The 15,305-nt window shown below is 32.7% G+C and carries 15 protein-coding genes; 11 read left to right on the forward strand and 4 right to left on the reverse strand.

Going from position 1 to position 15,305, the window contains the following annotated elements; genetic code table 11:
* Window positions 1-28 precede the first annotated feature (28 nt).
* From J3S90_RS07630 to nadB, 5 genes are all read left to right on the forward strand, one after another.
* The gene (locus J3S90_RS07630; RefSeq protein WP_188050221.1) at window positions 29-493 is read left to right on the forward strand and encodes a hemerythrin domain-containing protein; all 465 of its coding nucleotides are present in this window, start codon (window positions 29-31) and stop codon (window positions 491-493) included.
* 79 nt (window positions 494-572) lie between these two features.
* Window positions 573-1,007: an RrF2 family transcriptional regulator gene (locus tag J3S90_RS07635; protein WP_188050222.1), complete on the forward strand. Its 435-nt coding sequence runs from the start codon at window positions 573-575 to the stop codon at window positions 1,005-1,007.
* Between the two features lie 289 nt (window positions 1,008-1,296).
* Entirely contained in the window at window positions 1,297-2,556 is a 1,260-nt protein-coding gene (locus tag J3S90_RS07640) for a pyridoxal phosphate-dependent decarboxylase family protein (protein ID WP_210645701.1), read from the forward strand.
* A gap of 23 nt (window positions 2,557-2,579) precedes the next feature.
* Window positions 2,580-3,509: a quinolinate synthase NadA gene (gene nadA, locus J3S90_RS07645; RefSeq protein WP_210645702.1), complete on the forward strand. Its 930-nt coding sequence runs from the start codon at window positions 2,580-2,582 to the stop codon at window positions 3,507-3,509.
* Window positions 3,509-5,047, forward strand: a complete 1,539-nt coding sequence (nadB, locus tag J3S90_RS07650; RefSeq protein ID WP_210645703.1) for an L-aspartate oxidase — start codon at window positions 3,509-3,511, stop codon at window positions 5,045-5,047. Before nadA ends, nadB begins: the two co-directional genes overlap by 1 nt.
* Before the next feature lie 131 nt (window positions 5,048-5,178).
* Here the strand turns inward: nadB and J3S90_RS07655 are convergent, their stop codons facing one another.
* The 3 genes from J3S90_RS07655 to J3S90_RS07665 all read right to left on the reverse strand — a co-directional run bounded on the left by J3S90_RS07655 (window position 5,179) and on the right by J3S90_RS07665 (window position 8,773).
* On the reverse strand, window positions 5,179-7,176 hold the full coding sequence (locus J3S90_RS07655) for a TonB-copper family protein (protein ID WP_210645704.1): 1,998 nt from the start codon (window positions 7,174-7,176) through the stop codon (window positions 5,179-5,181).
* Window positions 7,177-7,398: 222 nt separating this feature from the next.
* Complete coding sequence (locus J3S90_RS07660; RefSeq protein WP_210645705.1) at window positions 7,399-8,250, reverse strand: hypothetical protein; 852 nt, start codon at window positions 8,248-8,250, stop codon at window positions 7,399-7,401.
* Between the two features lie 118 nt (window positions 8,251-8,368).
* Entirely contained in the window at window positions 8,369-8,773 is a 405-nt protein-coding gene (locus tag J3S90_RS07665; RefSeq protein ID WP_236023909.1) for a hypothetical protein, read from the reverse strand.
* Window positions 8,774-8,983: 210 nt separating this feature from the next.
* Between J3S90_RS07665 and mnmA the strand changes: the two genes are divergently transcribed.
* The 5 genes from mnmA (at window position 8,984) to J3S90_RS07690 (ending at window position 13,950) form a co-directional block, all read left to right on the forward strand.
* Window positions 8,984-10,171, forward strand: a complete 1,188-nt coding sequence (gene mnmA / locus J3S90_RS07670; protein ID WP_210645706.1) for a tRNA 2-thiouridine(34) synthase MnmA — start codon at window positions 8,984-8,986, stop codon at window positions 10,169-10,171.
* Window positions 10,172-10,264: 93 nt separating this feature from the next.
* Complete coding sequence (locus tag J3S90_RS07675) at window positions 10,265-11,878, forward strand: S8 family peptidase (RefSeq protein WP_210645707.1); 1,614 nt, start codon at window positions 10,265-10,267, stop codon at window positions 11,876-11,878.
* 14 nt (window positions 11,879-11,892) lie between these two features.
* Window positions 11,893-12,837 carry an NAD(P)H-dependent flavin oxidoreductase gene (locus J3S90_RS07680; protein WP_188050230.1) on the forward strand — a complete coding sequence of 315 codons (945 nt, stop codon included), beginning with the start codon at window positions 11,893-11,895 and terminating at the stop codon, window positions 12,835-12,837.
* A 4-nt stretch (window positions 12,838-12,841) separates the two neighbouring features.
* Window positions 12,842-13,252 carry a hypothetical protein gene (locus J3S90_RS07685; protein ID WP_210645708.1) on the forward strand — a complete coding sequence of 137 codons (411 nt, stop codon included), beginning with the start codon at window positions 12,842-12,844 and terminating at the stop codon, window positions 13,250-13,252.
* A 92-nt stretch (window positions 13,253-13,344) separates the two neighbouring features.
* Window positions 13,345-13,950: a hypothetical protein gene (locus J3S90_RS07690; RefSeq protein WP_210645709.1), complete on the forward strand. Its 606-nt coding sequence runs from the start codon at window positions 13,345-13,347 to the stop codon at window positions 13,948-13,950.
* Between the two features lie 130 nt (window positions 13,951-14,080).
* On the opposite strand, the gene J3S90_RS07695 is transcribed toward J3S90_RS07690, so the two are convergent.
* Window positions 14,081-14,521: a DUF4268 domain-containing protein gene (locus J3S90_RS07695; protein WP_210645710.1), complete on the reverse strand. Its 441-nt coding sequence runs from the start codon at window positions 14,519-14,521 to the stop codon at window positions 14,081-14,083.
* A gap of 93 nt (window positions 14,522-14,614) precedes the next feature.
* Here J3S90_RS07695 and J3S90_RS07700 point away from each other — a divergent pair, with 93 nt between their 5' ends.
* Complete coding sequence (locus tag J3S90_RS07700) at window positions 14,615-15,259, forward strand: NUDIX hydrolase (protein ID WP_210645711.1); 645 nt, start codon at window positions 14,615-14,617, stop codon at window positions 15,257-15,259.
* Window positions 15,260-15,305: the final 46 nt, after the last annotated feature.

Below are 15,305 nucleotides of genomic sequence, written 5' to 3' on the forward strand. Positions count from 1 at the left end.
CGTTATGGGCGATTTAAATTTTTATAATATGATTTCAAATAGACCTTTAAAAAGAGCTATAGAATTACAACCATTAAGTCATGATCATCACCATGGTTTGCAATTATGCTGGAAAATACGAACAGGTTTTTCTAAAAAAATTGAATTAGAACGCATCAAGAATTATGCAGACTGGTTTTTTAGTACCCACTTAGAACCTCATTTTATATTAGAAGAAAAGTATATTTTCACCGTACTTGATTCTTCAAATGAATTAGTAAAACAAGCCTTAACAGATCACAGACGTCTAAAAAGGTTATTTAGTCAAACAAGCGATTTAGAGAAAGCATTAGGTCGTATTGAGGAAGAACTTGAAAAACACATTCGCTTTGAGGAACGCATTTTATTTCCAGAAATTCAAAATGAAGCCACTTCAGAACAACTCACTAAAATTAGCGAAATTCATACTCATGAAGCTTTTCAAGAAAAAGAAGATGATGTTTTTTGGATATAAGCAACAACAATAAAACGTATCCATAGTATTATTTGTGGTAAATAATACTTTTTTATACCAATTTTGTAATAAGATAACTATGTTTTCTAAAACCTGTGAATATGGCATTAGAGCTACTATTTTTATAGCTTCTCAATCCTATCAAAATAATAGAGTAGGATTAAAAGATATTGCCAAGAAAATCGATTCACCAGAGGCTTTTACGGCAAAAATTTTGCAAATATTATCTCGTAGTGCAATTATCCGATCCATAAAAGGAGTGGGAGGCGGTTTTGAAATTTCAAGAGAAACGATGAGCGAAATTACACTTGCTCAAATTGTAACGGCATTAGACGGGGATCGAGTTTTTACTGGCTGTGGTTTAGGTTTAAATTATTGTTCGGAAGATCATCCATGTCCCGTTCATGAAAAGTTTAAATCTATTAGAAATGAATTGGCTTTTATGTTGCAAAACACCAATCTTGAAGAGCTAGCTTTAGGAATTAAATCTGGTGATACCTTTTTGCGTTATTAGAGATCTAAATTGTATTTTTTTTCATTAGATATTACAGATTATTTAGTTTTTAAGTTATTCTATTTTATTAAACAAATAGTTGATGGAAAAGATCTGTCAACTTCTAAACATACGTTTCTTTTATTATTAATTGTATTTCCAACTTATTGAATTGTAATTGATTGTATTTTTTTTAAAACTATTATTCATTTAGTATTCAAATTTTTTTTTCCGTTTTTTAAATTTAAAACCTAACATTTATCATGTTTTCTAATCGTAATAGAAAGTAAATTTGATAAAATTTATAATTATGTATTTCTGGAAAAAAAATACACTTAATGAAAGAAGCGTACGAATTCAACGCGCATTAAGTGAGAATGTCAACTTTTCTCATGATACTTCTTTAGGGTATCCAGCATCTAAATTAGACGGAAAAGTCTTTAATGAAGAAGCCTCTTTTTTAAAAGATGCACCCATTTTACAAACTTACGTAGCCAATCCAAATCATATAGGTTGTCATACTTATGGTGATTCAGAAAAAGCATTCAAAGGAACACAAGAAATCGAAAGAGAAGTACTAAATGTTCTTGCTGTCGATGTTTTTAAGGCAGAAATAAACTCCTTTGATGGCTATATTGCAACAGGAGGAACCGAAGCTAATATTCAGGCTATCTGGATGTATCGCAATTATTTTGTCAATAATTTTGATGCAAAACCAGAAGAAATTGTTATCATCGCTTCAGAAGATACTCATTATTCTATTCCTAAAGCGGCGAATTTATTGATGTTAGATTGGCTGAAAATTCCTGTTAGTTTTGACAAGCGCTTGATTGATGTTTCTGTTTTAGAAAAAAAGATCGTTGCTGCTCAAACTCAAGGGAAAAAATACTTTATTGTAGTCTCAAATATGGGAACTACGATGTTTGGTGCTGTAGAAAATCCAGATGATTATACACAAGTCTTAGAAAAATATAAGCTCCATTATAAACTTCATATTGATGCTGCTTACGGCGGTTTTGTTTACCCATTTAGTAATAAGGAAAGCATGATCAATTTTGAAAATCCTAAAATCAGTTCGATTACTATTGACGCACATAAAATGCTTCAAGCTCCGTACGGAACGGGTATTTTTATTTGTAGAAAAGGATTAATAGAAAATGTACTTACTAAGGAAGCTGAATATGTTGAAGGAATGGATTTGACACTTTGCGGCAGCCGATCTGGAGCAAATGCAGTAGCCGTTTGGATGATATTATTTACTTATGGTCCTTTTGGTTGGTGTGAAAAAATTAGGGTTTTACAAATGCGAACCGAATGGCTTTGTGAGCAATTAGAGGCTTTGAACGTACATTATTTTAGAGAACCTTTTATGAATATTGTAACTATTGAAGCACATAATATTACTGCTGACTTGGTTCGAAAATTCGATTTAGTTCCGCAAAAACATGATGGAAATAATCAATGGTATAAAATTGTTATTATGGATCATGTAGAAGTAGATCATTTATTCACTTTTATAACTGCGCTAAAAACAACACTTCAAAAAAATATTGAAGCAGTTAATTTATAAAAATATAAACATCTAGTAGAAAAATGAATACGCTCCAAGAAAAAATATTGGCCTTAAAGAAAGAAAAAAATGCAGTTATTTTGGCTCATTACTATCAAGAAGCTGCTATTCAGGATGTAGCTGATTATGTGGGTGATAGTTTAGGTTTATCTCAAGAAGCGATGAAAGTCGATGCCGATATTATCTTATTTGCAGGCGTACATTTTATGGCCGAAACTGCAAAAATATTAAATCCAACTAAAAAAGTAATTCTTCCTGATTTAAAAGCGGGTTGCTCCTTAGCAGAATCTTGTCCGCCGGATTTATTTGAGAAATTTGTAAATCAACATCCAGATCATATCGTGATTACGTACGTGAATTGTTCTGCTGAGGTAAAAGCCTTAAGTGATATTGTTTGTACGTCATCAAATGCAGTGAAAATTGTAGAATCAATTCCAAAAGACACACCTATTATTTTTGCACCAGATAAAAACTTAGGAAAATATATCATTAGTAAAACCGGACGTGACATGTTACTTTGGGACGGTTCTTGCGTAGTTCATGAAGCATTTTCTCTAGATAAATTGATTGAAGTGCATAAATTGCATCACGAAGCAACCATTATTGCTCATCCAGAATCAGAAACGCATATTCTAGAAACAGCGAGCTATATTGGTTCTACAGCGGGAATGATTGATTATGTGAAAACAAATCCTAACACTAAATTTATTGTAGCGACCGAAGCAGGAATTCTGCATAAAATGCAACAAGAAGTGCCGCATAAAATTTTAATTCCAGCTCCTGCCAAAGATAATAATACCTGCGCTTGCAGTGAATGTGGTTATATGAAAATGAATACCCTTCAAAAAGTATATGATTGCTTGCTCAATGAAACTCCCGAAATTGAGGTGCCAGAAAACATCAGAAAAAGAGCGTTACTTCCCATCGAACGTATGCTTGAATTGTCTAAATAATGATAGTTACAAATTACCTAATTATCGGTTCTGGCGTGGCTGGATTGACGTTTGCCATCAAGATTGCAGATCGATTTCCAGATAAAAAAGTGACGATTATAACCAAGTCAACTGTTGATGAATCCAACACTAAATACGCTCAAGGCGGAATTGCAATTGTTACTGACGAAGTACATGATTCCTACCAAAAGCACATTGAAGATACCTTAATCTGTGGGGATGGTTTGTGCGATGTTGATGTGGTTGAAATGGTGGTAACTGAAGGTCCAAAACGGTTAAAAGAACTCATGGATTGGGGAGCTAAATTTGATGAAAATAGCAAAGGGAATTTTGATTTAGGTAAAGAAGGCGGACATTCAGAAAATAGAGTGGTGCATCATAAAGACCAAACAGGTTACGAAATTGAACGCGCTATTTTAGAACAAGTACATCAAAAAGAGAATATAACTGTTCTAGATCATCATTTTGCCTTAGACGTAATTACAGAAAATAAATGCTGTATTGGTGCAGTTACTTTGAATCAGAAAACCAATCAAATTATTACCTTTCAATCCGATTATACCTTACTTGCTACTGGCGGAATAGGACATCTGTATGGTCATACGACCAATCCTATTATTGCAACTGCTGATGGAATTGCAATGGCTTACAGAGCAAATGCAGCAATAAGAGACATGGAATTTATTCAGTTTCATCCTACTGCATTATATGAAAATACGATCGGTTCTAAGTTTTTAATTTCCGAAGCTGTTCGCGGATTTGGTGCTTATTTACGTACCAAAAACGGAAATCGATTTATGCTAAATTATGACGCAAGAGGTGAACTAGCATCACGCGATATCGTTTCTCAAAGCATCGATTTAGAACTTAAAAAATCAGCTGAGGAATGTGTTTATCTAGATTGTACACATCTAGATATACAAGCTTTTGTTAAACATTTTCCGATGATTTATGAGAGATGCAAAAATAACGGAATCGATATTGCCAAAGATTGGATTCCAGTAATCCCAGCGCAACACTACTTGTGTGGCGGAATTGGTGTAGATAAAAACGGAAAAACAGATGTGAAAAACTTATTTGCTTGCGGAGAATGTTCCAGAACAGGATTGCATGGAGCGAACAGATTGGCATCAAATTCTTTATTAGAAGCGTTAGTGTATTCAGATAAAATATACCATTATTTAGCTCAAAATTCTTCAGAAAATAAAATAGCAAATAATGTAAAATCGGAATTCAAAATAGAATTAAAACCTAGTGTAAATTCAGAATATCTAACTAATTTAAAAAGTGAATTACAGCTTTTGATGCGACAAAGTGCAGGAATTGTCCGTTTTGATGCTGATCTTTTTAAAGCACAAGAAAAATTGTTGAAATGGCAAGAAGAATTAAAAATTAAAGTTGAAAATAACCAAATTAGTACCGAACTTTTTGAACTCTACAATATGACTACGGTTGCGAATTTAATCGTACAGCAATCCATCGAAAGAAAAGAAAATCGAGGTGGTTTTGTAAAGTATGATTACAGCTATAATAACTAAAATAGTTAATCTTCCTATCTTAGATTTAAAAAATCACACAATTTTCCATAGTGAATCTGTGGAAATTGTGCAATTTGGCATAATAAAGAGTTGCTGTAAACCATTTGATTTTCTTTAAGTTCATAAAGTTATTAATACGAGAAAGTGACATTCAAAAAGAAGTTTCTTCCTTTTCTAGGAATAGAATTCCAATCGGAGAACGTAGAATAATAAGTATCTAATATATTTTCGATTCCCGCTTTTACATTCAATTTGCTTCCATCAACTACAAATAAATAACTAGTTGCAATATTTAAAATAGCATAATCTGGTGTACGGTCTTCACCATAAAAAGGACTGTATTGTGTTTGTGTAGCATTTCCTTGTACCATAATTTCTGAGGAAAACTGATTCTTTTTATAATTTAAAGTAGCGGAATAACGCAACGGACTGATGAAAGGTAAATTTTTATCTTCAAAGTCTTTTCCATAATTGTAGACTAATTGCCCTTTTGCTTTAAAACGATCGTTTATTTGGTATTCCAAATTCAAATCAGTGTTGAAAATAGTTGCATACTCTAAAGCCGTGTAAATTTTTACACCACTGCCGCCAATAGTCATAGGAATAAGTGTTGCATCTGGTTTTCCAATAATATAATTTGAAATATGAAAGTAAGAAGAGGTGAGTTTTGCTGAGAATTTTTTGTTGGCATAACCCAAAGAAGCATTTCCTTCTATTGAACTTTCATTTTTCAGTCCTGGATTTCCAATGTAATCATAGCGGTCAAAACTGTTAAATAAATAGAAACCATATCCTTCTGAAACCGATGGAGCACGTTCGCCATAAGCCAATCCAAAACCATATACAAAACCATTTTTGGTGTATGAATAATTAGAGGAAATACTTTTCAAAATTCGGCTTTTGCTATCCTTCATTGTAGGATAAAAAATCTGTAAACTTTCTAAACCCAATTGATCTGCCACTTTATTGAAATGGTTTGCTAAGCTTCCGGAGAATTTTAAACTCGAATTAGTATTCAAAACGATGTTGTCTTCTAAAAATAAACTTCCGTAAAAAGTTCGTACATCAGGCCAAGTAAACATGAACATCAAGTTTTCGTTTGGATCTGTAGGATACATCGTCATTTCGGCAATAGAGCGATTATAAAACGAATTTAAATCGGCTGTAAAATGATGCTTATCCAGGACTCCTTTTGCTTTCGAATAAAATCCATACGTATCACTCCAACCTGGCATATCCATGTGAATAGGCACTGCGGGACGTTTGGTATCATCCATTCTATGGGTAATGGTATTGTAATATAATTTAGTTTCCCATTTATCTATTCTAGCTGATTTTGGAGCATACTCAAATTTCAGTGAGGTGATTAAAGCTTCCGCCAAAGAAACATCCATAGGAAGTGCTGGGTAACCTACATCAGTAGCTTTATCATAGATAATCGATCCTTCGATGAGTTTGTTTTTATTGAAAAGAAAACCAGAAGTGGTCGAAATATTGAATTTTCGATATTGCGAAAACAATACTTCTTGATTGTTACCAGCTTTATAATTGTCAGCATCACGATACATAAAATCGGTATCTATATAAAAGGATTTATTGACATAATTAATGGCTGTTCCCAAGATTTTCTGATTGTTATTGGTTTCATAACCTGTGTTTACACTTGCTTTCCAACCCAAGTCGGCAAAATTACTTCGGTTTCTTTTTAAATCGATCGCGCCACCAATTGTAGCGCCATGACAAGCGCCTTGTTGTCCTGATTTTATAGTTGCCTCTGCTAAATTAGAAACTTCGATGTAAGAAGTAATTGGATCCATTTTATCCGTGCAAGCACCAAAAATGCGCATCCCATCAATTGTGATTAAAGTTCGTTCGGTCGCCATGTTATTGATCATTGGTTCCCAAGCATAACTACCTCTTTTGATCATTTCGATTTTGCCAGATTGTTGTAAATATTCGTCTATTGTGGCTAATGGTTTGGATTGTTTTTGACTTAATTCTGCCTTTTTACCAATTACAATAACTTCATTTAAATCCTTTGGAGTAATAGTATCTTTTGTTTGTTCTTGGGCGTAAATCGAAACTGTGGCTAAACATTGTAAAACCATCAGAAGTATTATCTTTTTCATATTGAAAAGGTTAATAAAAAGACCAAAAGTTGATTTTTGGTCTTTTTGATTTAAGAAAAAATTCTTACCACGATTTGTAATTGTATTGTTTTTATTTTGCCATAACGACACTAAGGCACAAATAATAGTTTGTAACTTTAATTAAATTAAAATCAAAAAATGGTGGCAAATTTGTCTAAGTAAAATAAATTTGAATCGTGCTTTTTAAACGGATGAGGTTTTTTAGAATTCGACTTCAAAGTAAATGCTACTTGCAGGAACTAAATCTGTAATTGCTTCCCCTTTCAAAACTTCGTTATTAGCATTCAAAAGTTGCAGATTAATTTTCCAGTAGCCCGTCATGGTCAATGATAATTTTCCATGATATAACTTGTCTGCAATTGATTGTGTCAAATCAATATTATTAGGCGATCCGTGATTTGACATACTTGGCATTCTTGGGTCAATTTTTACTTTAAAACCATCAACTACAGGAAATAACAACATAGTTTCCATTTTAAAAACACCAACAGTCATGTCGTTTGTAGCTACTTTTGGGGTTACAGGATCAATTAGTGCTACAATGTATTTGGTACCATCTGTTCCTGTAAAAGTAGTAACTCTTTGCTTCGCGGAAGCAGGAACGCTAATTTGTTTGTTTGCTGTAAATGCAACACCATTTATAGTATAATTTACGGTTAATGACCAATGTTCCATAGTGTTTTCGGCCATCTGAAAAACAATATAGCCATTATATAAAGTTTCTTTTCCAACTGTTTTTGCAACGGCAGAATAAGGACAAGCATGAGATTTAGTTGTCATTTGCATTAATGGAGCCCAAGTAATGGTTGCATTTTTGTCGTATGCATTAGTTATTTTATTTTTAATTCGAAGAGAAATGGCGTTGTATCCTTGTTGTAAACTTCCTGTAGCGGAATATAATTCTACAATATGAGTGTCGTTTGTAATTTCTTGAATCTTTGTTATCCCTTGCAATTCATTGGCTACAAAAGGGGTTTCATTATCATTTGTGCAGGAAGAAAAAGTGATTGCGGTAATTAAAAGAAGGGCTATATTTTTTAATTGAAATTTCATTTTATTTTTATTTAAGTTTATAAGGAATCAGTTTGAAAAGAATTTTTCTTTCAAACAAGAGGAACCGCACCCTTTAGCAGATTTTATAAATCTGTCGAAGAACTGCACTTTTTAAAATTTATGAAATAACGGTTGGTGGGTGAAAAACAACGGGAATGCTTTTGTAAGAATACAAATTAGAATAATTACTTATTGCTCTTTTAGTTTTAAGAAAATAAAGTGGTGTAATTACAAATGAATTAATCTCTTGAAAAAACACGAATACAGTTTCTTGAGAAGTAATTTTTTTATTATTAGAAATCGGGTTTTCACTTTCGGAATTTTTAGCCAATTCTTTCATTAAATGGCATTTTCCGTTGCAGTGTATTTTAGGACGATCTTTATTAACGCAAAGTACTTTTGAGATATAATCATAATTAACAACATAATCTACAACCGGTAATACTGGTTTTAGAAGTAAGAGTAAGGCTAATATGAGTACTGCTTTTTTCACTAAACAAAGATACCGCCGTGTAGGGTTCAATTTGTATGACTTTTATCATATTCAGAAATTAAATTATGAAGGTTTTTTGTTTTAAATTATTTCTGAAATTTTTGAATTGTATTTTTTAAAAAGCTACTGATACTTCTATTTTGAAATTAAAAAAAAGATTGTATCGTTCTTTATTCCGACTCTTTTTCTATTTTAAATATTTGTAACTTTGTGCCCTTATTAAAATATAATTTTTTGAAGATGAAGCGTGTTGTTGTAGGACTTTCAGGAGGAGTAGATTCAAGTGTTGCAGCTTATTTGTTGCAACAACAAGGATATGAAGTTATTGGTCTTTTTATGAAGAATTGGCATGACGATTCAGTGACTATTTCTAACGAATGCCCGTGGTTAGAGGATAGTAATGATGCATTATTAGTAGCAGAAAAGTTAGGGATTCCATTTCAAACAGTTGATTTAAGCGAAGAATATAAAGAGAAAATCGTCGACTATATGTTTAACGAGTACGAAAAAGGGAGAACTCCAAACCCTGATGTACTTTGTAACCGTGAAATAAAATTTGATGTTTTTATGAAAATTGCTTTAAGTCTAGGTGCCGATTATGTGGCTACCGGACATTACTGCAGAAAAACAGAGATTGATGTAAATGGAGAAACGGTTTATCAGCTTAAAGCAGGTGCCGATGTCAACAAAGATCAGTCTTATTTTTTGTGTCAATTATCGCAAGAGCAATTAGCAAAATCACTATTTCCTATTGGTGAATTAACCAAGCCAGAAGTACGAGAAATTGCTGCGCAAATGGATTTGATTACGGCTGAGAAAAAAGATTCCCAAGGATTATGTTTTATAGGTAAAGTGCGTTTGCCAGAGTTTTTGCAACAAAAACTACAACCAAAAGACGGCATTATTATTCAAATAGATAAAAACGATCCTATTTACAGTGTTGAAAAGCAAGTTGGTTTAACTCTTGAAGAAGAATTAAATACAGCCGCTCAAAAACTGCCTTACACTCCTGAAATGGGTAAAGTGGTAGGAAAACATCAAGGTGCTCATTATTTTACAATTGGGCAACGTAAAGGATTAAATGTTGGTGGTACAACGGATCCGTTATTTATTATTGCGACGAATGTTGAAACCAATACAATTTATACAGGATTAACAAGTATGCATCCTGGATTATTCAAGAAAGTGTTGCGTATAGAAAAAGACGAAGTACATTGGATTCGTAAAGATTTGGCTTTAGCCAATGGAGAAAGTGCTGAATATATGGTTCGAATTAGATACAGACAACCGTTGCAAAAAGCTACTTTATACCAGTTTGAAAACCAAATGTACATTGCTTTTGAGGAACCACAATCCGCAATAACAGAAGGACAATTTGCAGCTTGGTATTCAGAAGATGAATTGATCGGTTCAGGCGTTATTTCTTAGCGTTATAATTTTAAAGTACTATTTAAAAAATATAATAATTGGTAGATTGTAACGATAACGATCCTATTTAAAAAAATAAAAATCGAGCAGTTTATGAGAAAATTTTATCTATTCCTATTTTTCGTAGTTACAGTTTCTAGTTTTTCTCAACAAGATGCTTGGGTTTATTTTAATGCGAAGAGCAATGCTCAAATTTATTTTGATTCGCCTTCCAAAATGCTTTCTCAAAGAGCCTTAGAAAGAAGATCAAATCAAAAGATAGCTTTAGATTTTAAAGACATTCCAATAGAAGCCTCTTTTATTAATTCTGTTAAAGCAAGTTCAGGAATTACGGTCATGGCAAAATCAAAATGGTTGAATGCTATTCATGTTCGCGGTTCGCAGGCAGATATCAATACATTGACTCAGCTCCCTTTCGTTAGTAAAATTGACTTTGCGGATAAGACATTAAATCAGGCGGGCAAAATAGCTAAGATGAATAAAATCAAATCATCAAGTAAAACTAAAAGTTCGAAAATTGACTATGCATACGGTTCCTCTTCGAATCAAATAAAAATGCTCAATGGGGATGTTTTACATCAATTAAATCATACGGGTTCTGGTAAAATTATTGCCGTTATGGATGCTGGTTTTCCAGGAGTAAACACCACGCAACCTTTTAAAAGATTACGAGATAACAATCAAATTTTAGGAGGTTATAATTTTGTTTCAAGAGATAATGACTTTTATACCGGTGTTTCTCACGGAACTTCTGTGCTATCAACAATGGGCGGTTATAAAGAGAATTCGTTAGTAGGAACTGCGCCGGATGCTTCTTATTATTTGTTTATAACCGAAGATGATACTTCAGAAAATCCTGTAGAAGAATCACTTTGGGTTGAAGCTGCAGAAAAAGCAGATAGTTTAGGTGTTGATATTATTACTACTTCTTTAGGATATTTTGAATTTGATAATAAAGCGTATAATTATGCTTATAAAGATATGAATGGAGCTACCTCATTTATGTCTCGTGGTGCAGAAATTGCGTTTAGTAAAGGTATGATTGTTGTTGCTTCGGCAGGTAATTCCGGTGGTACATCAGACCCTTATATTTCTATTCCTGCAGATGCAATTTCGGTACTTTCAGTGGGTGCCGTAAATTCATCTAAAAATAGAGCTTCATTTAGTTCAATAGGCCCTGCTTTTGATGGTAGGATTAAGCCTGAAGTAATGGCACAAGGTCAAGCTACAGTAGTATCTGATGCTTTTGGTAACATTGTAACGGCAAACGGCACCTCTTTTTCGGGACCTGTAATGGCAGGAATGGTAGCGTGTTTATGGCAAGCTTTTCCCGAAAAGACAAACCAACAAATTAGGGATTTAATACTCAAGTCCTCGGATCAGTTCTTAAAGCCCAACAATCAATATGGATATGGAATTCCCAATTTTCAATTGGCTATCAATACGGCAAATGATTCAACCTCTGTATCCAATGATTCTTTTATTGTTTATCCTAATCCGACTAGTGATTTTGTTGTGATTTCTTTGCCTGAACTATTTAAAAAAGGAACTATTTTTATCTATTCGCTCGCGGGAAAGAAAGTTTTAGAACAACAAGTTAGCCAAGAATCCGCTTCGATTTCATTAAAATCGCTCGAAAAAGGAATGTATCTTTATAAAATGGAATCAGTTGATTTTTCTAAAAACGGAAAAATATTTAAAAAGTAATAGCTTAATAGTAGATGAATAAAATCACCGAACTTTTCAAAATTAAATATCCAATCATTCAAGGAGGAATGATCTGGAATAGTGGTTATAAATTAGCAAGTGCTGTGAGTAATGCAGGTGGTTTAGGATTGATAGGTGCCGGCTCTATGTATCCTGAAGTCTTGCGAGAACACATTCAAAAATGTAAAAAAGCAACTACTCAACCTTTTGGGGTAAATGTTCCTATGTTGTATCCCAATGTCGAAGAAATAATGAAAATTATTGTCGAGGAAGGCGTTAAAATTGTTTTTACCTCTGCTGGAAATCCTAAAACATGGACTTCGTTTTTGAAAGAAAATGGAATTACAGTGGTGCATGTTGTGAGTAGTTCTTTATTTGCATTAAAAGCTCAGGATGCTGGAGTAGATGCAATTGTTGCTGAGGGATTCGAAGCTGGAGGTCATAATGGGCGCGAAGAAACCACTACTTTAACCTTGATTCCAATGGTAAAAGAAAAAATTAAAATTCCATTAATTGCTGCTGGTGGTATAGGTTCTGGCCGTGGTATGTTGGCGGTAATGACTTTAGGTGCTGATGGCGTACAAGTTGGTAGCAGATTTGCTGCTTCTGTAGAATCATCCGCACATCAAAATTTTAAGGAGACCATTATCGAGGTTTCTGAAGGTGGAACTCAATTGACATTAAAAGAGCTTGCTCCCGTTAGGTTGATTAAAAATAAGTTTTACCATGACGTTCAGGATTTATATCAAAAAGGAACGACGAAAGAAGAATTGCAAACTTTGTTAGGAAGAGCAAGATCCAAAAGAGGAATGTTTGAAGGAGATTTAGTTGAAGGAGAATTAGAAATAGGACAAATAGCGGGAATTATTCGAGAAATAAAACCGGCTGCTGAAATTATTCAGGAAATGATTTCTGATTTTGAAACTGCCAGAAAAGAGATTGTTAATTTTCAATTTTAAAAAAATGAGTAAAATACAAACATACATTGTTATTCTTTTTCTAATTTTAGGATTGCAGCATTCCTATTCACAGAATTATAAGTTTAAAACAGCAGGATTTAGTGTTTTAGAGAAAAATGAAAAAGGAAAATGGGGTAAATGGTCGGATTTAAGTCCAGTCAATATCTTAGTTACATTAGATACCAATAAAAGTAGAATTGTAGTTTACTCTCAAATTATTCAACTTTTTGAAATTGTAGATTATTTGCCTAAAGAAGAAAATGATACTGATTTAGTATATACGTTTACTTGTAAAGACAATGAAGGAGTCGATTGTACACTGTCTATAATTACAAGAAAAAAACAGAAAAACAGAAAGCAATTGTACATAAATTATGGTAATAGCATTATTATGTACACTATTTTTAATATGTAATTGACAATAAATTGAAAAGAAAATCTTCCATTCCAAGCCTGAAATAGCTGAAATGCTAAAAAAGCACACCGAATAATAAGAAAATTTATGAAATGGTAGAATTTAAAATCTTTAATAAAGTTGATAAATTATATATCGGAAGAAGTTTTATAATTAATACTTTAGCATTACTATTTGTTTGTCCAAGCCTAATTGGAATACTATTTAAGAAGATAAATATTAATACAACCTTCGCTGCTACATTTGGAATTATTGCTTGCCTTTTAGTTTTAAGCGGAATTTTTATAAAACTTTTTGTCCAATTTAAGTATGAAAAGTTAAAAGGGTATTTTGAAGGAACGATTGAATTTCACGAAAGTAAAATTAAAGTAGACAAAATCGAATATGAAATTGAAAAAATTAAAAAAATAGAAATATACGCAGGAGATTATAAGGGGAAATGGAAACCGACAGGTAAAACTGAATACGACAACGCTTTATCGAATGGAGTAGAAAATGTTTTACGAATCATAATGGAAAATGAAAATGAAACCATTACCATTTATTTTGAGCAAAATGTAAAAAATGAAATTAAAATTGCCGAAAAACAGTTAGTAAATTACTACAAAGAAGGAAAAATTCGCTGGCTTCACTTAATAGATATTTTAGCAATTAACGATTATGATGAAATTCAGCAATTTAAAAGCACTATCCGCTAACAGCCGTTTTGCTCTATTGCGAGAAAAGTGCATAATTGACGTTTATCTTTCGCAAGAAGTTGTGTTTTGTCAGAAAAGATGCAGTACTGAAGCTCTCAATATACGCAAAGCGCCAAGATGATTTTCTTTTTTATAAAACCTCTATATCTTTAATAAAGGAGTCATATTCCAAATAAAAGGATTCAAGGGCATTCATTTTATCGTTGTAAAATTCAAAAATTTCATCCCAGTATTTTCTATTACTAACACCAACACCTAACTTTTCTACCCAAATACGACTAATGGTCTTTCCGCTTTCCAAGGTGTGTTCTTTTTCGAAAACTAAATCTTTGATAAATTCGTCTTCAAGAATGTTTTTTAGCGCTTCTAGTTTCTCAAAATAGGCAATTCTTTTTTCATCATTTCGATGTTCAATGTCTATTAAAACCTGAGCTTTTTTATTGTCAACATAAAATTTAAAAGAGAAATCTTTAATTTTAGTATCATACAAAACCCATTTGCGAGGATATTTTTGGGCAAATTCAATCCAGAATTCGCGTTTTAATCGTTGAGTTTCTTCTTTGCTATACATTATAAATTAATTTTGATGTTAGAAAATTGGTGTAAATGTATTTTCTAACTACTTTTAGAATTAAATTTCAATTTGCAAAAATAGACTTTGATTATGGATTTTCAAGAATTTTTACAGTTTGTTCCCAAATTAATTGATGTACCACTTCCTGCATTTGAGGCGCATAAGAAAATGGCACCTTTAGAACGTTTAAAAGATTTAAAAAACCTTGATTTAAAAACTGCTGATGCTAGAATTGCTGCTGTAATGATGCTTTTTTATCCTAAACAAGGAATTCCTCATCTTGTACTTATAGTTCGGAACTCTTATAAAGGCGTACATTCGGCACAAATTGCATTTCCAGGCGGGAAATATGAAATAGACGATCCTGATTTTGCTTTTACAGCGCTTAGAGAAACGCAAGAAGAAATTGGTGTTCTACCTGCAAAAATTGAAATTGTAAAAGCATTTACCCAATTGTATATTCCGCCGAGTAACTTTATGGTTCATCCTTTTTTGGGAATTAGTAAAGAAGAACTCACCTTTATTCAAGAACCTTCAGAAGTTGCCGATATTATCGAACTGCCATTGTCCGTTTTTTTGAGTGAGAGTATAGTTGTAAATACAAATGTTAAAACTTCTTATTCTGAGAACATTAATATTCCAGCTTTTAAAATTGAAAATCATATTGTCTGGGGTGCAACAGCAATGATGTTAAGCGAATTAAAAGATGTTTTGAATGGGGTTTTGAAATCGTAAATTTGATTTCTAATTATTATTCGTACTGGTAAAAGTCATCAAGTAT

This window comes from Flavobacterium flabelliforme (assembly GCF_017948675.1).
GTDB lineage: Bacteria > Bacteroidota > Bacteroidia > Flavobacteriales > Flavobacteriaceae > Flavobacterium > Flavobacterium pygoscelis.